Origin of the sequence: Pseudomonas hygromyciniae (genome assembly GCF_016925675.1) — a bacterium.
Classification (GTDB): domain Bacteria; phylum Pseudomonadota; class Gammaproteobacteria; order Pseudomonadales; family Pseudomonadaceae; genus Aquipseudomonas; species Aquipseudomonas hygromyciniae.
The window spans coordinates 5696234-5718962 of the sequence record NZ_CP070506.1; the positions used below are offsets into that span (position 1 = coordinate 5696234).

17 protein-coding genes and 3 pseudogenes are annotated in these 22729 nt (G+C 61.7%); 6 read left to right on the forward strand and 14 right to left on the reverse strand.

Features of this window, described 5'->3' with window-relative positions:
- Positions 1-41: 41 nt before the first annotated feature.
- From JTY93_RS25775 to JTY93_RS25805, 7 genes are all read right to left on the reverse strand, one after another.
- The gene (locus JTY93_RS25775; protein WP_205475976.1) at positions 42-623 is read right to left on the reverse strand and encodes a phosphonate degradation HD-domain oxygenase; all 582 of its coding nucleotides are present in this window, start codon (positions 621-623) and stop codon (positions 42-44) included.
- Complete coding sequence (locus tag JTY93_RS25780; RefSeq protein WP_205475975.1) at positions 623-1756, reverse strand: TIGR03364 family FAD-dependent oxidoreductase; 1134 nt, start codon at positions 1754-1756, stop codon at positions 623-625. The genes JTY93_RS25775 and JTY93_RS25780 overlap by 1 nt, the downstream gene beginning before the upstream one ends.
- Before the next feature lie 133 nt (positions 1757-1889).
- Positions 1890-2906 (reverse strand): putative 2-aminoethylphosphonate ABC transporter substrate-binding protein, encoded by a 1017-nt coding sequence (locus tag JTY93_RS25785; protein ID WP_169871191.1) that lies wholly within the window; start codon positions 2904-2906, stop codon positions 1890-1892.
- 26 nt (positions 2907-2932) lie between these two features.
- On the reverse strand, positions 2933-4657 hold the full coding sequence (locus tag JTY93_RS25790; RefSeq protein WP_205475974.1) for a putative 2-aminoethylphosphonate ABC transporter permease subunit: 1725 nt from the start codon (positions 4655-4657) through the stop codon (positions 2933-2935).
- The gene (locus JTY93_RS25795) at positions 4647-5723 is read right to left on the reverse strand and encodes a putative 2-aminoethylphosphonate ABC transporter ATP-binding protein (RefSeq protein ID WP_205475973.1); all 1077 of its coding nucleotides are present in this window, start codon (positions 5721-5723) and stop codon (positions 4647-4649) included. The genes JTY93_RS25790 and JTY93_RS25795 overlap by 11 nt, the downstream gene beginning before the upstream one ends.
- Positions 5724-5958: 235 nt before the next feature.
- Entirely contained in the window at positions 5959-6822 is an 864-nt protein-coding gene (locus JTY93_RS25800) for a LysR family transcriptional regulator (protein WP_205475972.1), read from the reverse strand.
- Between the two features lie 16 nt (positions 6823-6838).
- Entirely contained in the window at positions 6839-9088 is a 2250-nt protein-coding gene (locus JTY93_RS25805) for a heavy metal translocating P-type ATPase (RefSeq protein ID WP_205475971.1), read from the reverse strand.
- 85 nt (positions 9089-9173) lie between these two features.
- On the opposite strand from JTY93_RS25805, the gene cadR reads away from it, so the two are divergent.
- Complete coding sequence (gene cadR / locus JTY93_RS25810; protein WP_205475970.1) at positions 9174-9623, forward strand: Cd(II)/Pb(II)-responsive transcriptional regulator; 450 nt, start codon at positions 9174-9176, stop codon at positions 9621-9623.
- Positions 9624-9737: 114 nt separating this feature from the next.
- Here cadR and JTY93_RS25815 read toward each other — a convergent pair whose 3' ends face one another.
- Complete coding sequence (locus JTY93_RS25815; protein ID WP_029289382.1) at positions 9738-10709, reverse strand: thymidylate synthase; 972 nt, start codon at positions 10707-10709, stop codon at positions 9738-9740.
- Positions 10710-10760: 51 nt separating this feature from the next.
- Positions 10761-11573, reverse strand: a complete 813-nt coding sequence (lgt, locus tag JTY93_RS25820) for a prolipoprotein diacylglyceryl transferase (RefSeq protein WP_092231186.1) — start codon at positions 11571-11573, stop codon at positions 10761-10763.
- Between the two features lie 213 nt (positions 11574-11786).
- Between lgt and JTY93_RS25825 the strand changes: the two genes are divergently transcribed.
- Positions 11787-12533 (forward strand): NRDE family protein, encoded by a 747-nt coding sequence (locus tag JTY93_RS25825; RefSeq protein WP_205475969.1) that lies wholly within the window; start codon positions 11787-11789, stop codon positions 12531-12533.
- Positions 12534-12623: 90 nt separating this feature from the next.
- Here the strand turns inward: JTY93_RS25825 and ptsP are convergent, their stop codons facing one another.
- Complete coding sequence (gene ptsP, locus JTY93_RS25830) at positions 12624-14903, reverse strand: phosphoenolpyruvate--protein phosphotransferase (RefSeq protein WP_169991335.1); 2280 nt, start codon at positions 14901-14903, stop codon at positions 12624-12626.
- Positions 14904-14925: 22 nt separating this feature from the next.
- Positions 14926-15342, reverse strand: a pseudogene (locus tag JTY93_RS25835) (RNA pyrophosphohydrolase); the annotation flags it as partial.
- 83 nt (positions 15343-15425) lie between these two features.
- Between JTY93_RS25835 and JTY93_RS30200 the strand changes: the two are divergent.
- A pseudogene (locus tag JTY93_RS30200) lies at positions 15426-16576 on the forward strand (integrase core domain-containing protein).
- Positions 16577-16621: 45 nt separating this feature from the next.
- Here the strand turns inward: JTY93_RS30200 and JTY93_RS29490 are convergent.
- A pseudogene (locus tag JTY93_RS29490) lies at positions 16622-16729 on the reverse strand (RNA pyrophosphohydrolase); the annotation flags it as partial.
- 101 nt (positions 16730-16830) lie between these two features.
- On the opposite strand from JTY93_RS29490, the gene JTY93_RS25850 reads away from it, so the two are divergent.
- Positions 16831-17487, forward strand: a complete 657-nt coding sequence (locus tag JTY93_RS25850) for a histidinol-phosphatase (RefSeq protein WP_205480855.1) — start codon at positions 16831-16833, stop codon at positions 17485-17487.
- Between the two features lie 112 nt (positions 17488-17599).
- Here the strand turns inward: JTY93_RS25850 and JTY93_RS25855 are convergent, their stop codons facing one another.
- Together JTY93_RS25855 and ilvA are read right to left on the reverse strand one after the other, a co-directional pair.
- Positions 17600-18013: a DUF2269 family protein gene (locus tag JTY93_RS25855; RefSeq protein ID WP_205480853.1), complete on the reverse strand. Its 414-nt coding sequence runs from the start codon at positions 18011-18013 to the stop codon at positions 17600-17602.
- Between the two features lie 40 nt (positions 18014-18053).
- Entirely contained in the window at positions 18054-19568 is a 1515-nt protein-coding gene (gene ilvA, locus JTY93_RS25860; protein ID WP_205480851.1) for a threonine ammonia-lyase, biosynthetic, read from the reverse strand.
- A 137-nt stretch (positions 19569-19705) separates the two neighbouring features.
- On the opposite strand from ilvA, the gene rpiA reads away from it, so the two are divergent.
- Both rpiA and JTY93_RS25870 read left to right on the forward strand, forming a co-directional pair.
- On the forward strand, positions 19706-20377 hold the full coding sequence (gene rpiA, locus JTY93_RS25865) for a ribose-5-phosphate isomerase RpiA (RefSeq protein ID WP_205480849.1): 672 nt from the start codon (positions 19706-19708) through the stop codon (positions 20375-20377).
- Positions 20378-20740: 363 nt separating this feature from the next.
- The gene (locus JTY93_RS25870) at positions 20741-22687 is read left to right on the forward strand and encodes an autotransporter domain-containing protein (protein ID WP_205480895.1); all 1947 of its coding nucleotides are present in this window, start codon (positions 20741-20743) and stop codon (positions 22685-22687) included.
- The last annotated feature ends 42 nt before the right edge of the window (positions 22688-22729 follow it).

The following is a 22729-nucleotide window of genomic DNA, read 5'->3' on the forward strand; positions in this document are numbered from 1 at the left end:
ATCAACGAAACAAGCAGGCTAGAGAGCGGATCAGCGCGTCTCTAGCCGATGCATCCTGGTCTGCCGTGAGAATCCGCCAGCAGTGCCGTGGCCTTGCGTTTGAGCAGTTGCAGATCCAGCACCGGCACGTGCATCTCCTTGGCCTGCTCGTCCCAATGGCGCATGCGCAGACTCACCGCGCACAGCGGGTCCTGCTCAAACGCCCGGGCTTCTTCAGCGGTCATCACCCCGCCCTGGTAAGCCAGGGTGCGGCGGCTGGCTTCGCTCAAACGCGTGTAATAGTCCGGCTGGCTGAAGGTCAGGTAGCGCTTGGCCTGGACGTGATACTCCACCAGTTTGGCCAGGCGCTCGCTGAAGCCGGCACGCCGCAGATAGTCGGCACCCAAGCGTTCATGGCTGACTACGCCGTAGCCGCCCATATTCTCGCCACCCTGCCCGCAGATATGCCCGATATCGTGGAAGAACGCCGCCAACACCACTTCATCGTCGAAGCCCTCGGCCATCGCCAACTGCGCGGCCTGGGACATGTGTTCGATCTGCGAGACCGGCTCGCCGATGTAATCGGCAGCGCCGTGCTGTTCGTACAACGCGAAGACTTCGGCGACCACCTGCGCAGCATTCATCACGCCTCTCCCCATAGCTGTGTGATATTGCCCTCGGCCAGCGCCGGCCCCACGCTCATGCCCACGCCGGTATGCATCAAGGCCGCGCTGACCCCGTCGGCGGCGCGCAGGAACGAAAACGGCCCCGGCCCACGGGAACCATAGACGCCCTGCCAGCGTTCCACGACCTGAATCTGGCAGCCCAGGGTGTGCTCGGCCAGCTCGATCATCCAGTTATCCACCTGTTCGGCGTTGAACGGCGAAGGATCGCTGCCGTAGTGGTGGGAATCACCGATGATCAACTCGCCATGGGGCGTGGGGCTGATCAACAGGTGGATGCCATGTTCATCCAGGTGCGGTGTGTCGCGCAGGATCTGTGCCTGCACGGCGGCAGCTTGCGGCAAGTCGGCGAAGGCGCCGTAGTGCACGCAGCTCAGGCCGGTCAGCAGCGCATGTTGCAGGTTCAACTCGACCTTGGGCCGAGCGCGCAGCATCTGCAACTGGCAGATTTGCGGTGTGAGTTGGGCGATCTGCTCGGCCAGCAGGGTCTGGTAGTCGTGGCCGGAACAGACAATGATCTGCTCGCCGCGAAAACTGCCAGCGGTGCTGTGTAGCTGACCGGGTTCGATGTCGCGCACCAGGGTGGAGAAGTGGAACTCTACCCGCAGTTCGCGGCGCAGGTAATCGATCAGCGCCGGCAGCGCCTCACGGGAATACAGTTGCTGATCATCCAGGCCATGCAGCGCGGCGCGGTGATGGCGGAACTGGCCGCCATACAAGTCGTTCATGGCTGCGCCTTGCAGCAGGTTGACGCGGTAGCCGTGCTCCTTGGCGCGACCGGCGCAAAAGGCCTCCAGCAGGTGTTCTTCGGCTTCGCTGCGGGCAAACAGGTAAGAGCCATTGCGCTTGAGTTGCAGGTTCGCCAGTTGTGCCCATTGGCCCCAGATCTCGCGGCTTTGCCGGGCCAGGTCGAGCATCTGCCCAGGCGGTTGGCCGGTAACCAGGGCCTGGCCGAAGTTACGCACCGAGGCGCCCAGGGGCGTGGCCGTACGCTCGAAGACCTTGACCTTGAGACCGCGTTTGGCGGCGGCGTAAGCGTGGGACAGGCCAAGGATACCGGCGCCGACGATCAGCAAATCGCTGTGGTGTGTCATGGTGTTCGCCCCCCTGTAGGAGCGAGCTTGCTCGCGAAAAACCCGAGGGCGCCGCATGTATTCTGACTGCCCGCGCTATCGTTCACGTTCTTCGCGAGCAAGCTCGCTCCTACAGTTTTAGAAACGGTTGAAGTTATTGTTTTTCCGACTTGCCGTCATAGCGCTTGCGCCATTCAGCCAGGATGTTGTCACGGTTTTTCGAGGCCCAGGCAAAGTCATTCTTGATCAGGCGCTGCTCGTAGTCCGCCGGCAGCTCGGTCTGCGGCTTGGCGATTCCCGGTTGGGCCAGGACCGCAAAGTTTTCCTTGTACAGCTCCATCGCTGCCGGGCTTGCAGAGAAGTCGGCAAGTTTCTGCGCTGCTTCCTGGTGGGCCGTGCCCTTGATCACCGCAGTGGCTTCGATATCCCAGCCCAGGCCTTCCTTGGGCAAGACGATATCCAGCGGCGCGCCCTGGCGCTTCAACTGCACGGCCGGGTATTCGAAGGAGATACCGATCGGGAATTCGCCGGACGCCGCCAACTTGCAAGGCTTGGAACCGGAATGCACGTACTGGCCGATGTTCTGGTGCAGGTCATCCATGTACTGCCAGCCCTGCTTTTCGCCGAAGGTCTGCAACCAGGCGCTGACGTCGAGGAAACCGGTACCGGACGACGCCGGGTTCGGCATGACGATCTTGCCTTTGTATTCCGGCTTGGTCAGGTCCTGCCAACTGATCGGCTTGCTCAGGCCCTGTTTTTCGGCTTCGACGGTGTTGAAGCAGATGGTCGCGGCCCATACGTCCATGCCGACCCAGGCCGGTGGGTTGGCGGCGTCGCGGTAGTTCTTGCCAATCTTGTCCAGATCCTTTGGCGCGTAGCTTTGCAGCATGCCTTGCTGATCGAGGATCGCCAGGCTGGAGGCCGCCAGACCCCATACCGCATCGGCTTGCGGGCGCGCTTTTTCCGCCAGCAGCTTGGCGGTGATGATGCCGGTGGAGTCCCGCACCCACTTGATCTCGACGTCCGGGTTGGCCGCTTCGAAGGCTTTTTTGTAGGTCTTCAACTGCTCGGCTTCAAGGGCCGTGTACACGGTCAACTCGGTCTTGGCAGCAAAGGCATTGAGGCTGAACGCGGTGAGCACAGCAGCGGCGAGGGCCAGGGGCTTGAACATGGTGCGTTTCCTTTTGGGGGGCAGGGTTATTGACCGGGCGCGGTTTGGCGCCAGGCCTGGGAGCGGCGCAACAAACCGCGTGAGGCCCACGCCAGCAGCAGCGAGACGCCGGCTGAAGTGAACAGAATCAGGGTCGACATGGCCGCCGCGCCGCCAACGTTGCCGGCATCGTCCATGTTCAACACGGCGACTGCGGCGAGGATGGTGTCGGGGCTGTAGAGAAAGATCGCCGCCGACACAGTGGTCATCGCCGAGACAAACAGGTAGCGCAGGATGTCCAACAGCGCCGGCAGGCAGATCGGCACGGTGACCCGCAGATAGTGGCGGTACAACGGCGCCTTGAGCGACAGCGCGGCGGCTTCGAACTCGGCGTCGAGTTGGCGCAGGGCGGTGGTGGCGGTCATCTGCGCGGTGGTCAAATAGTGCGCAATGGTGCACACCACCAGCAGCGTCATGGTCCCGTAGAGCACATGCAGCGGGTTGCCGTTGAGGTTGAAAAAGAACACATAACCCAGGCCCAGCACCAAGCCCGGCACTGCCATCGGCACAAAACTGAGCATGCGCAGCGCCAGGTTGAGGCCTTTTTGCCCTTTGGTCTTTTCCATCAGGTAGGCGCCGGTGAAGATCAGCACACTGCCGATCAATGCGGTGCAGATCGCCATGGTCAAACTGTTGCGATAGGCCAGCCAGCCGCCACCGGCGGTGTCGTTGAACTGGTAATGGTTGAGCGACAGCGACAGGTTGTACGGCCAGAATTTCACCAGCGACGAATACACCGCCATACCGAACACCAACAGCAGCACCGCGCAGATCAGCAACACAATCGCCAGGTAGCAGCCATCGCGCAGGCGCGACGGCGCCGGCTGGAACACTTGGGCGCGGCCACTCATGGAGTCGCCGTGGCGCCGGCGCAGCCAGGTATCCACCGCAAAACTGAGCAGCGCCGGCAGCAGCAACACCATGCCGATCAAGGCGCCGCGACCGAACTGCTGCTGGCCGACCACCGCCTTGTAGGCTTCCAGCGCCAGTACTTGATAGTCGCCGCCCACCACCACGGGCACGCCGAAGTCGGTGATGGTCAGGGTGAACACCAGGCAGAACGCGGCGAACACGGCCTGGCGCGTCGCCGGCCAAGTGATGCTGCGAAACGCCCGCGCCGGGCTGGCGCCCATGCTTGAGGCAGCATCGAACAGCCGCGCGTCCGCCAAAGACAGCGCCGACAGCAGGATCATCAGGGCATGGGGAAAGGTGTAGATCACTTCACCGAGGACAATCCCCCAGAAGCCGTAGATGTTGTCTGACAGCAGGCCGCGCAACATGCCCTGGTTGCCGAACAGATACACCAGGGCGATGCCCGGCAACATCGAGGGCGCCATCAGCGGCAGCAATGACAGGCCACGCCAGAGCGTCTTGCCGGGGATCAGCGTGCGTTGCAGGGCGTAGGCAAACAGGTAGGCCAGGGGTACGACAATGGCCGCAACGCTCAGGGAAACCTTCAGGCTATTGCCCAGCAGCCAGTGGAAGTTGGCGCTGGTCAGCAGCTCGCGCGCCGCCACCAGCCCGCCGCCCTGGCCGTCTTCGGCGCTGAAGCCACGCCAGAAGATCGCCAGCAACGGCAGCAGCACGGCGATGCACAACAGGCACAGCAACAGCACCTTGCCGCCCACTACAAAGATACGGTCGCCGATTTCGGCACGGGAAACCTGGCGAGCCGCGCGGTCGGGTATCGGCAGGGTCATATCAGCGGCCATCTGCGGCAAACACCTGCAGACTGCGCGGCGGCAGCGCGACCCAGATATCCTGGGCGCCCAGGCGCGGCATGGCTTCCGGCGCCAGTTCGGCGAGCAGCGGATGGCCGGGCAACTGGTCCAGTTCAAAGCTCATGCGGCAACGGTTACCAAGGAATGTGATCTCACGAACCTTGGCCGGAAACAGGTTTTCTTCGTGTACCGGCGGGTTGACGCTGATTGCTTCCGGCCGGCAGAACAGGCGGCCCGAGGCGGCCTTGCCGCTGTCTTCTGCCAGGCGCACGTTCATCCCGCCGACCTGGGCGTGGCTTGCGCTGTTGCGGCTGAACGGCAGCCAGTTGCCCTGGCCGACAAACTCGGCCACGAACGGCGTGGCCGGGCGGTCATAGATTTCTTGGGGGGTGGCGTACTGCTCGACCTTGCCGTTGTTCATCACGGCGATACGGTCGGCCATCAGCATGGCCTCGTCCTGGTTGTGGGTGACCATCAAGGTGGTGATGCCCAGGCGCCGTTGCAGTTGGCGCAGTTCGGTACACAGGTGCTCGCGCACTCGGGCGTCGAGGGCTGACATGGGTTCGTCCAGCAGCAACAGCGAGGGGGCCGGCGCCAGGGCACGGGCCAGGGCGACCCGTTGCTGCTGACCGCCAGACAATTGGCCGGGGTATTTCTTTTCGCTGCCGGTCAGGCCGACCAGTTCCAGCATCTGCGCCACGCGCTTGCGCACTTCATCGCGGCCGCTGCCGGTCAGGCCGTAGCCGATATTGGCCTCGACGCTGAGGTTGGGAAACAGCGCGTAGGACTGGAACAGAATGCCGTAGTCCCGCGCCTGGGGTGCCAGTAGGGAAACATCGCGATCACCCAGGTACAACTCGCCGCTGTCCTGGCGTTCCAGGCCGGCTATGCAGCGCAGCAAGGTGGTCTTGCCACAGCCCGAAGGGCCAAGCAGGCACACCAGCTCACCGGCGGCGACGTCCAGGGACACATGGTCCAGGGCAGTAAAGGCGCCGAAGCGCTTCTGGATACCACGCACCTTCATCGGCGCGCCGGGGTTGAGCTGGGCTGTGTTCATGGTGGCACCTCATCAAACTGATGAAGGCCATGCTAGGGAGCAAATGCGTCCCTGGTGTGGCAGGAAGGCAAAAGCGGGTGATAGTGGTATTGGTGGATTTGGGTAGGGTTATAGCCATGTGGTGTGTGGTCTACCGCCATCGCAGGCAAGCCAGCTCCCACATTTGGGGCTGTGAATACATTCAAATGTGGGAGCTGGCTTGCCTTCGATGGCGATTTCAAAGCCACCAATACCCTCAGAGCGGCGACATTTCCTGCGCCAACCCCAGAAACGCCGCCGGCAACCGCGCACCTTTGCGCTCCTTGAGGCAATACAGATACTCCGGGATCTGCGGCGCATTCTCGATGGTCAGTACCCGCAGTTGCGGATCATGGGGCACTTCCTGGCGGGCAATGATGCTGATGCCGATATTGCGCAGCACCGCCTCGCGAATCGACTCGCGGCTGCCGATCTCCAGCAGCGGCCCATAACTCACGCCCGCGCCATCGAGCATTTCCTCGGTCAGGCGCCGGGTGGTGGAGCCCGCTTCGCGCATCAACAGGGTGTGCCCCACCAGCGCACTGAGTGGCACGTGTTCCAGCACGGCCAACGGGTGATTGCGATGCACCGCCAGCACCAGCGGGTCGCTGCCCAGTACCCGACGGATCAGGCGCGGGTCTTCCAGCAGTTGCGAGGACGCGGCGACATCCACCCGGTAATCATCCAGCGCTTCGAGCACCTGCTGGGAATTACCGATTTCCACCGCCACTTCCACGTGGGGCAAGCGTTCGCGAAAGGTCTTCACCAGGTCGAGGATGTAGTAAGGCGCGGTCGCGGCAATCCGCAAGGTGCCCTGGACCTGTCCGCTGTTGCGCAGGAAGAACTCGATATCCGCTTCCTGCTGCAACAGCGCCTTGACCATCGGCAGCAGCCGCGCGCCCTCGTCACTGACAGTGAGGCGCCGGCCACCGCGATAGAACAGCTCGACCGAGTACTGGCTTTCCAGATGGCGGATCTGGGTGGTCACCGTGGGTTGGCTCAGGCCGAGTTTTTTCGCCGCCTGGGTAATGCTCCCCAGGCGGGCAACCATGTAAAACGCCTTCAGCTCGGCACTCAGCACACCACCCTCTCATCGACTATTTGCGCAACAGGCGCAGACCATTGAACACCACCAGCAGGCTCACACCCATGTCGGCGAACACTGCCATCCACATGGTGGCCATGCCCAGGAAGGTCACCGCCAGGAAGATCGCCTTGATCACCAGCGCCAGGGCGATGTTCTGCTTGAGGATACTCGACGTTTGTCGCGACAAACGTATGAATGCCGGAATCTTGCGCAAATCGTCGTCCATCAGCGCCACGTCGGCGGTTTCGATGGCGGTGTCGGTGCCCGCGGCAGCCATGGCAAAGCCAATCTCCGCACGGGCCAGGGCCGGGGCGTCGTTGATACCGTCGCCGACCATGCCAACCCGGTGGTTTTTCCCGTACAGATCCTCGATGGCCTTGAGCTTGTCAGTGGGCAGCAGGTCGCCTTGAGCCTGGTCGATGCCCACCTGGGCGGCAATCGCCTGGGCGGTGTGGGTGTTGTCGCCGGTGAGCATCAGGGTCTTGATGCCCAGGTCGTGCAGCTGCTGGATGGCTTCGCGGCTGCTGTCCTTGACCGTATCGGCCACGGCGAACAGCGCCAGCGGGCCGGATTTGTCGAGCAGCAGCACCACGGACTTGCCTTGTTTTTCCAGGGCGAAGAGTTTTTCTTCAAGGGCCGGCGAGCACAGGCCCAAGTCTTCCACCAGGCGGTGGTTGCCCAGGTGATAGACCTCACCGTTGATCTCGCCACGTACCCCGCGCCCAGTCAGGGCCTCGAAGTTATCCACAGCGAGCAGCGCCAGTTTGTTATCCACAGCCGCGTTGGCAATCGCCAGCGACACCGGGTGATCGGAACGCCCGGCCAGGCTCGCGGCCAGGGCCGGGGCGTTGTCTTGGGTGGACAGTGCCAGGTAATCGGTCTGCACCGGCTTGCCGTGGGTGATGGTGCCGGTCTTGTCCAGGGCCAGATAGTCCAGTTTGTAGCCGGCTTCCAGGTACACGCCGCCCTTGATCAGGATGCCTTTGCGCGCGGCCGCGGCCAGGCCACTGACGATGGTCACCGGGGTGGAAATCACCAGCGCACATGGGCAGGCAACCACCAACAGCACCAGGGCGCGGTAGATCCAGTCGAACCACACCCCGCCCATGAACAGCGGCGGAATCAATGCCACGCCCAGGGCAAACAGGAACACCGCCGGGGTGTAGATTTTCGAGAAGCTGTCGACAAAGCGCTGGGTCGGCGCCCGTGAACCCTGGGCTTGTTCCACCGCGTGGATGATGCGCGCCAGGGTGGAGTTGCTGGCGGCGGCGGTCACCCGGTATTCCAGGGAACCGGCCTGGTTGATAGTGCCGGCGAAGACTTTATCGCCGACGGTTTTCTCGATCGGCAGGCTTTCACCGGTGATCGGCGCCTGGTCGATGGTGGACTGGCCGGCGGTGACTTCACCGTCCAGGCCAATGCGCTCACCGGGACGTACCCGTACGATGGCGCCCAGTTCAATGACTTTGACCTCCTGTTCGACCCAGCTACCGTCAGCCTGGCGCACCGTGGCCTGTTCCGGGGTCATCTGCATCAGGCCACTGATGGCGTTGCGCGCACGGTCCAGGGACTTGGCTTCGATCAATTCGGCCACGGTAAACAGGAACATCACCATCGCCGCTTCTGGCCACTGGCCGATCAGGATCGCACCGGTCACGGCGATGCTCATCAGCGCATTGATGTTCAGGTTGAGGTTCTTCAGGGCAATCCAGCCCTTTTTGTAGGTAGTGAGGCCGCCACTGAGGATCGACACCAGCGCCACCAGAGCCACCACCCAGGTCGGTGCGGCGTTGGTGAAATGGATCACCTCCGCCGCCAGGGCGCCAACACCGGACAGGGCCAGCGGCCACCAGTGTTTCTTGGCCGGTGGCACGGCGGCAGGCACGCCCTCTTCGACTGGATCAGCCTGCATGCCCAGGGATTTGATGGCCTCGATGATCGGCGCAGTGCTCGGCAAGTTGTGGGTCACGCCGAGCATGCGGTTGATCAGGTTGAATTCCAGTTGCTGCACACCGGACAGCTTGCCCAGTTTGTTCTGGATCAGCGTCTGCTCGGTGGGGCAGTCCATGGCTTCGATGCGGAAAGTGCTCAGGCGCGCATTGGCGCTGGGCGCTTCGGTCAACGTCACCAGAGAAGGCGCAGCCGCGCCGGAACAGCAGGAGCCGGCATGATCGTGCTTTTGCACAGGCTGCAGTTTTTCGCCGTGATCATGATCGTGATCGTGGTCATGCTTGTGTGGGGTATGCAGGGAATCGCTCATTGTGTCGCGTCCATGAAGGTGCCTGTTGCCAAGTAAAGACCCTGTAGCCACTATAGGGTCAAGCACCCTTTTGGAGATTGCTGCGATGAAGATCGGTGAACTGGCCAAACTGACCGACTGCCCGGTGGAAACCATCCGTTATTACGAGAAGGAAGGCCTGCTGCCGCCACCGGCGCGCAGTGAGGGCAACTACCGGCTGTACACCCAGGCGCACACCGAACGCCTGACTTTTATCCGCAACTGCCGCAGCCTGGACATGACCCTGGAGGAAATCCGCAGCCTGCTGGGCCTGCGCGACAGCCCCCAGGACCAGTGCGAAAGCGTCAATGCGCTGATTGACGAGCATATCCATCACGTCAAGGCGCGGATTGATGGCTTGCTGGCCTTGCAGGCACAGCTGATCGACCTGCGCCAGCGCTGTGGCGAAGGGCCGGAGATTGACCAGTGTGGGATTTTGCAGCGGTTGGAGGTCAGTGGGAGTGTGGCGGCCAGTGAGGCGGAGCATTCACATGTGGGTAGAAGCCACGGCCACTAACTAATGTGAACACGGACTAAATGTGGGAGCGGGCTTGCTCGCGAATGCGGCGGATCAGTCAATTAAGATGTCGACTGACACACTGCTTTCGCGAGCAAGCCCCACACATTTGCCTTAGACCGCCATCGGCGCGGTCATCGGCGCATGGTGCTCATAGCCTTCGAGCGAGAAGTCGCCCGGTTCGATCAACTCCAGCCACTCCGGCTGGTACACCCCAGTCTTGGCAAACTCCGGCACACGCTCGCTGATCACCAGCTTCGGCGCGGCGAATGGCTCGCGCTTGAGCTGTTCGTTGAGCATGTCCAGGTGGTTTTCGTAGACGTGCGCGTCACCGATGAAATAGGTGAACCAGCGCGGCGTGTAGCCGGTCAAGCGGCCGATCAGGCTCAGCAACGCGGCGCCTTCGGTGAGGTTGAACGGCGTGCCCAGGCCCAGGTCGTTGGAGCGGATGTAGAGAGTCAGGGAAATCTCCTTGGTCTCGACATTCGGGTGGAACTGATACAGCAGGTGGCACGGCGGCAAGGCCATTTCATCGAGCTGGGCGCAGTTCCAGCCGTGGAACAGGATGCGCCGGCTGCCCGGGTCCTTGATGATGGTGTCGACACACTGGCGGATCTGGTCGATGGCCTTGTACAGCACCACGTAGGCCTGGCCATCTTCCTCGCCTTCGGCGATCTGGCGATAGCCCTGGGCCAGGGTCTGCTCGATAGCGGCCTGGTTGCTCAGCGGGATCTGCTTGTACGCCGGCCACTTGCGCCATTGCACGCCGTAGATCTCGCCCAGGTCGTCCTCGCCCTGGCGGAACGGGTTGGCCAGCCACTGCGCGTTTTCGTTGGCGTTTTGGTCCCACACCTTGCAGCCCAGGGCGCGGAATTCGGCGGCGTTGTTCACCCCGCGCAAAAAGCCGCACATCTCGCCAATCGCCGACTTGAAGGCCATTTTGCGGGTGGTGATGGCCGGAAAACCTTCTTGCAGGTCAAAGCGCAACATCGCACCAGGGAAGCTGATGGTGTTCACGCCCGTGCGGTTGGCCTGCTTGGTGCCGTTGTTGATGACGTGGGAAACCAGCTCGAGATATTGCTTCATGACATTACCTGTATCGGTGAAGCCGAGGCCCATAGGCCTCGACGTTCGAATTTATAGCGCGGTGCTCTTGATCGCCTGCGGGCGATTGTAAGCCCACCAGAGCATGCCCAGGCCTGCGAGGATCATTGGGATGCTCAGCACCTGGCCCATGGTCAGCCAGCCGAACGCCAGGTAGCCCAGTTGCGCATCCGGCACCCGCACGAACTCGACGATAAAGCGGAAGATCCCGTAGAACAGGGCGAACATCCCGGAAACCGCCATGGTCGGGCGCGGCTTGCGCGAGAAGATATAGAGGATCAGGAACAGCGCCACGCCTTCCAGGGCGAACTGGTACAGCTGCGATGGGTGGCGCGGCAGTTGTGCCGGGTCGCTGAACGGCGGGAACACCATGGCCCACGGCACGTCGGTCGGCTTGCCCCACAACTCGGCGTTGATGAAGTTACCGATCCGCCCGGCACCCAGGCCAATCGGCACCATAGGCGCGACGAAGTCCATCAACTGGAAGAATGACTTGCCGTTGCGCCGGCCAAACCACCAAGCCGCGAGCATCACGCCGATAAAGCCGCCGTGGAACGCCATACCGCCCTTCCACACCTCGAAGATCAGGGTCGGGTTGGCCAGGTACGCGCTCAAGTCGTAGAACAGCACATAGCCCAGGCGACCACCGACGATCACCCCCATCGACATCCAGAACACCATGTCGGAGAGTTTCTCCTTGGTCCAGGTCGGGTCGAAGCGGTTCAGGCGCCGAGAAGCCAGCAGCCAGGCACCGCCGATGCCGATCAGGTACATCAACCCGTACCAGTGGATTTTCAGCGGACCGATGGCCAGGGCCACCGGGTCGATCTGCGGGTAAGGCAGCATTGCGACTCCTCGTTAAATCATTCGTTATTGCGCACGGACCATGCCGGTGGGCGATTAAGCCTGCGTTACAGCAGTTCGATCAAATGAAGAAGCTCGCCCCCACGCCAAGCAGCCTGGCATGTTAACGGATGGGAGGCATCTGGCCCAACTTCGATACGATGGATAGCCGTCGGTTCTATGGGTAGAGTGAACAAAACACAAAAGGATCGCCTTATGTGCCTGATAGTTTTTGCCTGGAGGCCGGGCCACGCCCAGCCGCTGATCGTCGCGGCCAACCGTGACGAATTCTACGCCCGGCCCAGCCTGCCCCTGGCCCAGTGGCCGGATGCACCGCAGGTTTATGCCGGCCGCGACCAGGAAGCGGGTGGCACCTGGCTGGGGATCGGCGCCGATGGACGGTTTGCCGCGCTGACCAATATCCGTGACCCGCACCAGCCACCGGCGCGCAAGTCCCGGGGCGAGCTGGTGGCGCGCTTTCTCAACGGATCCCTACCGGTTGATGACTATTTAGCCGATGTTAACGGCAGGTCGATTGAATATGCCGGGTTCAACCTGTTGATCGGCACGCGGGACGAGTTGTGGCATTACAACGCCAATGAGTCGACGCCCAAGCAGCTGATGGACGGGATCTATGGGTTATCCAATGCCGGGCTGGACACGCCGTGGCCCAAACTGCTCAAGGCCAAGGCCGCGCTGGCCGAAGTGCTGGACGATCCGCACCCTGAAGCCTTGCTGGGGATCCTGAGCGACCCGCAGACCGCACCGTTTGCCGAGCTGCCGGATACCGGGGTCGGGCTCGCCACCGAGAGTTTGTTGTCGAGCGTGTTTATCGCCAGCCCCAGTTATGGAACACGGGCGAGCACCGCGCTGATTGTGCATGCCGATGGGACGCGGCGGATGGTGGAACGTAGCTTCGGGCCCCATGGTGGGCGACTCGGCGAGGTAGACATCAACCTGTAGGAGCGAGCTTGCTCGCGAAAAACCTGAGAATGCCGCGGGAATTCAGGCTTGCCGCGTTATCGTTGACGTCTTTCGCGAGCAAGCTCGCTCCTACAGGGTTTTCGTCGCGGTCGGATTGATCATCCGCGCCAACCCGAGGCTTTTCAGGGCCAATTGCAGCGAGCTGTGGATAACTTGCGGATTGTCGATGGTCATCAACTCCGCCAGCAGTTCCTTGGCCTTGCTCAGGTTGATCTGGCGCAGCATCCACTTGACCTTCGGCAAGTTGGTGGCGTTCATCGACAGACTGTCAAAGCCCATGGCCATCAACAGCACCGCCGCTGCCGGATCACCGGCCATTTCCCCGCAGATACTCACCGGCTTGCCTTCGGCATGGGCGTCGCGCACCACGTGTTGCAGGGCTTGCAGCACCGCCGGGTGCAGGTAGTCGTAGAGGTCGGCCACCCGTGGGTTGTTACGGTCCACGGCCAGCAGGTATTGGGTCAGGTCGTTGGAGCCCACCGACAGGAAGTCTACCTGCCGCGCCAGTTCCTTGGCCTGGTACACCGCTGCCGGAATTTCGATCATTACGCCGATCGGTGGCATCGGTACGTCCGCGCCTTCGTCGCGCACTTCGCCCCAGGCCCGGTGGATCAGGTGCAGGGCCTCTTCCAGCTCGTGAGTGCCGGAGATCATCGGAAGCAGAATGCGCAGGTTGTTCAGGCCTTCGCTGGCCTTGAGCATGGCGCGGGTCTGGACGAGGAAGATTTCGGGATGGTCGAGGGTTACGCGGATGCCGCGCCAGCCAAGGAAGGGGTTGTCTTCCTTGATGGGGAAATAAGACAGTGACTTGTCGCCGCCGATGTCCAGGCTGCGCATCGTCACCGGTAACGGATGGAAGGCAGACAGTTGCTCGCGATAGATCGCCAGCTGCTCCTTCTCGCTCGGGAAACGTTGGTTGATCATGAACGGCACTTCGGTGCGGTACAGGCCCACCCCTTCAGCGCCACGTTGTTGAGCACGCGCCACGTCCGCCAGCAGGCCAGTGTTGACCAGCAGCGGTACACGGTGGCCGTCGAGGGTCACGCAGGGCAGTTCGCGCAGGGCATCGAGACCCTGGGACAGCTGGCGCTCCTCCTCGACGATTTCGGCGTACTGCTTGCGCAGCACCTCGCTGGGGTTGGTGAAGACCTCGCCACGGTGCCCGTCGACGATCATCGAGATGCCGTCGACCTTGGAGTACGGCAGGTCCACCAGGCCCATTACCGTCGGGATACCCATGGCCCGGGCCAGGATCGCCACATGGGAGTTGCCCGAACCCAATACCGAGACCAGGCCCACCAGTTTGCCTTCCGGCACTTCGCCGAGCATGGTGGCGGTCAGTTCTTCACTGATCAGGATGGTGTTGTCGGGGTACACCAGGTTGGTAGTGCGGTCTTCCTGCAGGTAGGCCAGCAGGCGCCGACCCAGGTCGCGCACATCCGAGGCGCGCTCGCGCAGGTAGGCGTCGTCCATCAGTTCAAAGCGATTGACGTGATCGGTGACCACCTGGCGCAGCGCGCCCTGGGCCCATTGGCCGGTCTTGATCACGGTCTTGACTTCGTTGCCCAGGGACGCGTCGTCGAGCATCATCTGGTACACGTCGAACAGCGCACGTTCTTCCGGGCGCAACTGGGTGGCCAGTTTGGTCGACAGGTTGCGCATGTCGGCGCGCACCCCTTCCAGGGCGGTCTTGAACAGTTTGATTTCAGCGTCGATGTCGTCGACGGATTTGTCCGGCACCACGTCCAGGTCGGCCGGGGGCAGCATGACCACTGCGGTACCGACCGCAGCGCCCGGTGAACCCGGCACGCCGACGAACTTGGCCTCCTGGATGCCCTTGCCCTGGCGACCCAGGCCGCGAATCGAACCGGTGGCTTCGGCATGGGCGATAACCCCGGCCAACTGCGCGCTCATGGTCACAAGGAAGGCTTCTTCCCCTTCGTCGAACTGGCGGCGTTCTTTCTGTTGGATGACCAATACGCCGACAACGCGGCGGTGGTGGATGATCGGGGCGCCGAGGAAGGAGGCGTAGCGTTCTTCGCCGGTTTCGGCAAAGTAGCGATAACGCGGGTGATCGGCCGCGTTTTCAAGGTTCAGGGGTTCTTCACGCGTCCCTACCAGGCCCACCAGACCTTCATTGGGCGCCATGCTGACCTTGCCGATGGAGCGCTTGTTCAAGCCCTCCGTGGCCATCAGCACAAAACGGTTGGTCTCGGGGTCCAGCAGGTAAACCGAGCAGACCTGGCTGCCCATGGCTTCCTTGACGCGCAACACAATAATCCCCAACGCCGCCTTGAGATCCTTGGCGGAGTTAACTTCCTGGACGATCTTGCGCAGCGTATTGAGCATGGCTCGGGGTCGAACTCCGTCGTCAGTCGCGCGCTAAAAGGCGCGGGGCAAGCTCTTTGAGAGCGCGACGATAAACCTCGCGCTTGAATGTCACCACCTGGCCCAACGGATACCAATAACTGACCCAGCGCCAGCCATCGAACTCCGGTTTACCGGTCAAATCCATCCGCACCCGCTGCTCGTTGGAGATCAGGCGCAGGAGAAACCACTTCTGCTTCTGGCCGATGCACAGTGGTTGGCTGTGGGTACGCACCAGGCGTTGCGGCAAACGATAGCGCAACCAGCCTCGGGTACAGGCGAGAATTTGCACATCTTCGCGTTCCAGGCCTACTTCTTCGTTCAACTCGCGGTACAAGGCGTCTTCAGGGGTTTCGTCGGGGTTGATCCCGCCCTGGGGAAACTGCCAGGCATCTTGGTTGATACGGCGAGCCCATAGCACGGTACAAACCGGGGACATCGTTTACATTTCTAACCGGGGACATGGTTTACAGGTTAATACGCATGGTCAGGAGGTATCTGATCATGCCCTGGAACCAAGAGTCCCCCATGAACCAACGAATCAAACTGGTCGCTGACTGGCTTTCTGGCAACTACACGAAAACCCAGTTGGCACACCGATTCAATGTGAGTCGGCCTACCGTCGATAAATGGATTGCCCGGCATGACGGCGATTTGAAGTCGTTGTCCGAGCTCTCCCGACGACCTCATAACAGTCCAAACAAAACCGACGATGAGATCTTGGCCCGCGTGGTGGCCATGAAGGAAGCCCACGATAAATGGGGGCCGAAGAAGCTTCTCGAGCTATTGCGAATCGAGGATCCAACCATCACCTGGCCTGCCCCCAGCACGGCAGGGCAATGGCTTGATCGGCTTGGATTGGTCAGCAAACGGCGCTTCAAGCGTCGACACGGCACTTCCCACGCCCCAATGCGAGAAGCCAACGAGCCCAACAAGACGTGGTGTGCTGACTACAAAGGGCAGTTCAAGATGCTTAACGGGCAGATGTGCTTTCCTTTGACCGTGACTGACCACGCATCGCGCCTGATTCTGGCGTGCAGGGCCCACCCCAAGATCATGACACAGCCTGTAAAACAGGCATTTGAGAGGCTTTTTTCAGGAATACGGCATGCCGCAAGTCATTCGTTCTGACAACGGTGTTCCATTTGCCTCTCCTGGTCTGGCAAGAATGTCTACATTGGCGGTTTGGTGGATCCGTCTGGGCATCTACCCCGAGCGAATCATGCCTGGAAGACCCGCGCAGAACGGTCGCCACGAGCGAATGCACCGCAGCTTGAAATTCGAGTTGCCTTTAGGACGCGACTTGCTTGAGCAACAGCTGTTGCTGGAGCATTTCAGGAATGAATTCAATTATATACGACCACACGAAGCGCTCGGCATGAAACGTCCGGGAGAGTTGTATGTGCCATCTACTCGGCCTTACCCCCGGATGCTTACCCGCCGTGGAATATCCGGCAGACATGCAGGTTCGAAGTGTCAGACAGGACGGCTCTATCTTGTGGAAGAACAAGCTGATATTTGTCAGCGAGGCTTTATCTGGAGAACGGATAGGGCTTAAAGAGGCTGAAGAGGATGTTTGGGATCTGTACCTATGTGACTATCCCTTAGGCAGACTTGGACGCGGCAAGAGCCGCATCCAAGCTTCAAATGTGTAAACGATGTCCCCGGTTTCAGATGTAAAGGATGTCTACGGTTCTACACACCTGTCCGGCATCATTCGTAAGAATAATCCCGACATTTGGACGGAAACCATCGGGGTCGATCACGGCAACAACCTCGCAAACGCATGTCGCCGCATTGTTCCACAAAGCTTGTTGCAGCGGCAACGAGGCTGCTTACCTTATGTGCACTCTTGTGAAAAGACCGTATTCTGGACGCCTTTTTACAGACTTTTCAGCGAGTAACCGCAATGCGCCTGGCTTTATTCGACTTGGACAACACGCTTTTGGGCGGCGACAGTGACCACGCCTGGGGTGATTACCTGTGTGAGCGCGGCATCCTCGATGCCGTTGCCTACAAGACCCGCAACGACGAGTTCTACCAGGATTACCTGGCCGGCAAGCTGGACAATGCCGCGTACCTGAACTTCAGCCTGGAAATCCTCGGCCGTACCGAGATGGCCCAACTCGACGAATGGCACCGCGACTTCATGCGCGACTGCATCGAACCGCTGATGCTGCCCAAGGCGGCTGAACTGCTGGCCAAGCACCGCGCCGCCGGTGACACGCTGGTCATCATCACCGCCACCAACCGCTTTGTCACCGCGCCGATTGCCGCACGCTTGGGGGTTGAAACCCTGATCGCCACCGAGTGTGAGATGGCCGATGGCCGCTACACTGGGCGCAGCACGGATGTTCCGTGCTTTCGCGAGGGCAAGGTGACGCGCTTGAATCGGTGGCTGGAAGAGACCGGGTATAGCCTGCAAGACAGCTATTTCTACAGCGATTCGATGAATGACCTGCCGCTGCTGGAGCAGGTGACTCATGCGGTGGCGGTGGATCCGGATGCGAACCTGCGGGCCGAGGCCCAGAAGCGTGGATGGCCGGTAATCAGCCTGCGCGGCTGATCACGCCTTCGCGAGCAAGCCCGCTCCCACACTCAACCGAGTTCCACCTTTGGAATGCGGTCGAGTGTGGGAGCGGGCTTGCTCGCGAATGAGGCCAACTCGGTCTCAAGTGTTAAACAGGCTTGGCCCCCATCAACCCGGCAATCGCCACAAACCCCACCAGACTGACAATCGCCAGAGCCAGGGTGAACTTCGCACTGCCCGTACCGCCCAACCGCAGGCGATTGAGGCGCACCACCAGCCAGAACCAGGCCAGCGCCGCCACGGTGTAGATCACGCTGGAGCCCAGGATCCACGTCTGCCCCAATGGCCAGCCGATCAGGTGCACCAGCCACCAGCCGGTGAAGGGCATGCTCACCAGGCTTACGCCCATCAACAACCACACAAACAGCCATGGCCGTTGCAATGTAATCGCCGGCCCGGCTGCGCGCTTGCGCCAGCTCAGCACCGCCAGGGCCAGGCCGCTGGCCAATAGCAGTACCGTTGCCACCATGTGGATGGTCTTGAGGGTTGTCAGATATTCCATGCTCTTGATTCCTTAAAGGCCGCCCAATCAGCGTAGTCGCTCAACCGAGGAACAGTTGATAGGCCGGGTTGTCACTTTCATCCCAATACGGGTAGCCAATGGCTTCCAGCGCCGCCGGCACCAGGTGCCGCTCGTTGGCTGGCACTTGCAGCCCCGCGACCACCCGGCCGTCAGCCGCGCCGTGGTTGCGATAGTGGAACATCGAGATGTTCCAGCGACCGCCCAATTTGTTAAGAAAGTTGAACAAGGCTCCCGGGCGCTCCGGGAATTCGAAACGGAACACCACTTCATTGCTGACATGCGCCGCATGCCCGCCGACCATATGGCGGATATGCAGCTTGGCCAGCTCGTTCTCGGTCAAGTCCAGCACCGGGAAACCCTGCTCGGTCAGGCTGGCAATCAGTGCGCTGCGCGGGTCGGTTTCCGGGTGGGTCTGCACCCCGACAAAAATGTGCGCCTCGCTGCCGGAGTGGTAGCGGTAGTTGAATTCGGTGATCTGGCGCTTGCCCACGGCCTCGCAAAAGGCCTTGAAGCTGCCTGGGCGCTCGGGGATGGTCACGGCGATGATCGCTTCACGGCCTTCGCCCAACTCGGCGCGCTCGGCCACATGGCGCAGGCGGTCGAAGTTGACGTTGGCCCCGGAATCAATGGCAACAAAGGTCTGGCCGCTGACGCCACGGGTCTCCACGTACTTCTTGATCCCGGCCACGCCCAAGGCCCCTGCTGGCTCGGTGATGGAGCGGGTGTCGTCGTAGATATCCTTGATTGCCGCGCAGATTTCATCGGTGCTGACGGTGATCACTTCATCGACATAGTCTTTGCAGATATCGAACGTGTGCTGGCCGATCTGCGCCACCGCCACGCCATCGGCAAAGATCCCCACGGCTGGCAGCACCACGCGCTCGCCCGCGGCCATGGCGGCTTGCAGGCAGTTGGAGTCGTCCGGCTCGACGCCGATGATCTTGATCTCCGGGCGCAGGTACTTCACGTACGCGGCGATACCGGCGATCAGGCCGCCGCCGCCCACCGGGACGAAAATCGCGTCCAGCGGCCCCGGATGCTGGCGCAGGATCTCCATCGCCACGGTGCCCTGCCCGGCAATGGTGTGCGGATCATCGTAGGGGTGAATGTAGACGTAGCCTTTTTCATCGACCAGCTTCAGCGAATACGCCAGCGCTTCCGGGAAGGAGTCACCGTGCAGCACCACTTTGCCGCCACGGGAGCGCACGCCTTCAACCTTGATTTCCGGGGTGGTCTTGGGCATCACGATCGTGGCCTTGACCCCCAGCACCTTGGCCGCCAGGGCCAGGCCCTGGGCATGGTTGCCGGCCGAGGCGGTGACCACGCCACGTGCGCGCTCTTCGGCAGTCAGTTGGGTCAGCTTGTTGTACGCACCGCGAATCTTGAAGGAAAACACCGGCTGCAAGTCTTCGCGCTTGAGCCAGACCTTGTTGCCCAGGCGCTCGGAGAGCTGGCGGGCGGTCTGCAACGGGGTTTCCACGGCAACGTCGTAAACGCGCGAGGTGAGGATCTTTTTGACGTACTGTTCGAGCATCGGAAAGCATCACTGGGCGGGTTGGGCAGGGGCCGAGGAGTCTAACCCGGCTTTTGGCCGGACGACCACACGAATCCAGAGGTTTTGTTGGGTTATACTCGCGCCCCTCTTTACTCCCCGCCCGTTCCGGAGCCCGCATGACCCAGGATCAACTCAAACAGGCAGTGGCCCAGGCCGCCGTCGATTTAATCCTTCCTAAACTCGACGATAAAAGCATCGTCGGTGTTGGCACCGGCTCCACTGCCAATTGCTTTATCGACGCGCTGGCCCAGCACAAGGGCGCGTTCGACGGCGCCGTGGCCAGTTCCGAAGCCACCGCCGCGCGCCTCAAGGGCCATGGCATTCCGGTGTACGAGCTCAATACCGTGAGCGACCTGGAGTTCTACATCGACGGCGCCGATGAAAGCGACGAGCACCTGAACCTGATCAAGGGCGGCGGCGCAGCCCTGACCCGCGAGAAAATCGTCGCGGCCGTGGCCAAGACCTTTATCTGCATCGCCGACGCCAGCAAACTGGTGCCGGTGCTGGGCAACTTCCCGCTGCCAGTCGAAGTAATCCCCATGGCCCGCAGTCACGTGGCCCGCGAGCTGGTAAAACTGGGCGGCGACCCGGTGTACCGCGAAGGCGTGCTGACCGACAACGGCAACATCATCCTTGATGTGTTCAACATGCAGATCACCAACCCAGTGGAGCTGGAGACCCAGATCAATGCGATCGTCGGCGTGGTCACCAACGGGTTGTTCGCCGCGCGCCGTGCGGATGTGCTGCTGCTGGGCACCAGTGAAGGCGTGAAAACCCTCAAGGCCTAAGTACACGCAGAACCCCTGTGGGAGCGGGCTTGCTCGCGAATGCGGTGTGTCAGCCAGCAGTTCGGTGACTGGCACACCGCATTCGCGAGCAAGCCCGCTCCCACATTTTTTTGACCGCGCTCCGCTCAATGGACATGTAACAAAAACGCTACTTTTCGCAGCAGCCTCTCCCCCGCCCGCCCCAATTTGTGCGCCAGGTCACGGCATCTACCGCCGTATCTGGTATCCAATCCGTTACAACTTATAGCCAGGCGACCCTCACTTCCAACAACGCGCCAATTTGCGACCGTCCCACGGAATGAGGCGCGCATTGTGCAATCGGTCCCACCGAACAACTCCCTTAACCACCTCAAGGAAGACCTTGTGATCAAGCCCCTAGCTCTCGCTGTCAGCGTTGCCTGTGCCCTGCTGTCGACTCAGTCCCATGCCTACGACTACGGCGAGCACGCCAATATCACCCTGGAAAAGCTGATCACCGACTACCCCGGCCGCTACCGAGGCACGGCCAACTTCGCCGGGGCCGCCGACTGGATGCAGAGCCAGATGGGCAGCGCCTATAACATCAGCCGCCAGGACTTCACCTGGAATGGCGGCAGCCGCGCCTCGCAGAACGTCGTGGCCTACGCCGCCGGCACCAAACCGCAATACGTGGTGATTGGCGCGCACTTCGATACCTATTTTGGCCGCCCGACCCTGCAAGGCCTGGACGACAACGGCTCCGGCGCCAGTGTGCTGACCGAAGTGGCGAAGAACCTAGGTGGCCTGCAACTGGAAAACGGCTTGCAAATCGTCGGCTTCGGCGCCGAAGAGGAAGGCCTGCGCGGTTCCCGGGCATTTGTCGATTCGCTGAGCGCCAGCCAGCGCGCCAATATGCTGGCCATGATCAACCTCGACAGCCTGATCACCGGCGACATGATGTACGCCCACGCCGGCCAGAACAGCACCGCCAACCCGGCCCTGGCGTCGTTGCGCGAGCACACGTTCCAGATCGCCAAGGAATTGAACATCAACCTGTTCACCAACCCCGGCCTGGACGCGCAATACCCCGCCGGCACCGGTTGCTGCAGTGATGGCGAAGCCTTCGAGGCGCTGAATATCCCGATCCTGTATATCGAAGCCACCAACTGGGAACTGGGCGACCTGGACGGCTACACCCAGACCGACAACCCGGCGATCCCCGGCGGCTCGACCTGGCACGACCCCAATGAAGACAACAAGACCGTCCTGACCAATGCTTTCGGCCAGGAACGCATCGACCAGCGCCTGCGCGACTATTCACGCCTGCTCAGCCGCCTGGTGCTGGAGCTGACCAATGCCGACTTAATGGCCTCCACCACCTCCGGCGGCGCGGTTGCGCGCAATATGCAGGACAACCTGCAGCGCCAGCACCAAGCCATGGTGCGCCTGCATGACCGCCGCTGGCTGACGTTGCAATCGGCCAGCCGTGAAGTGGGCACCTTCGATGGCGAGATCGGCGTGGACGGCGAGTACAACCCGGATAGCGGCTTCGACACCGCTCCAAACCCCGAGGCGCGGCGCCTGGGCCTGCACGCCCTGGGCGACTATCAACTGAGCAGCAGCCTGAATATCGGTGCCAGCCTGAGCTACCTCAACGGGCGCGACAAACTGGAGCACCGTGGCAAGCTGGAAAGCGACACCTGGCAAGCCGCAGTCTATGCCTTGTTGAACGATGGCGGCCCGACCTGGCTGGCCGGCGACCTGAGCGTGGGCCACAGCAGCTTTGACTCAAAACGCAACCTGGTGATCCAGGCCAATGGCGGCCCCGTGCTGCTTAACCAGCAACTGACTGGCGAGACCGATGCCTTGTCCCTGGGCGCCCGCGTGCTCGGCGGCTATGACTTCGACCTGGGTGCGATCAAGACCGGGCCGTTTGCCGGGCTGGATTACAGCCACTCGCGCATCGACAAGTTCCACGAGAAGCAGAACCTGCGCACGGCCCTTGAATATGAAGAACAGTCCTTCGATTCCCTGGAAGCCAGCCTCGGCTGGCGCGTGCGCGGCGCCGTGGCCCTGCCTTACGGCCTGAGCCTGATGCCCTACGGCGACATCGCCTGGGTCAAGGAACTGGCCGACGGTCGCCTGGACAACCTCGATCTGACCGCCCGCGCCGATGGCCAGGCCCGTACCGCACGCCTGGGTTCAGTCGACAAGAGCTTTGGCCGCGCACAGGTCGGCAGCCAATTGGCGATCACCCCGCAGCTTGGGGTGTACGCCGAAGTGAACGGCCGCCTGGGCCACGCCGAAGGCAGCCAGACCGGCTACTCCCTGGGCGTACAGTGGATGTTCTGATCCTGGTAGGAGCGAGCTTGCTCGCGAAAAACTCAAGAACAC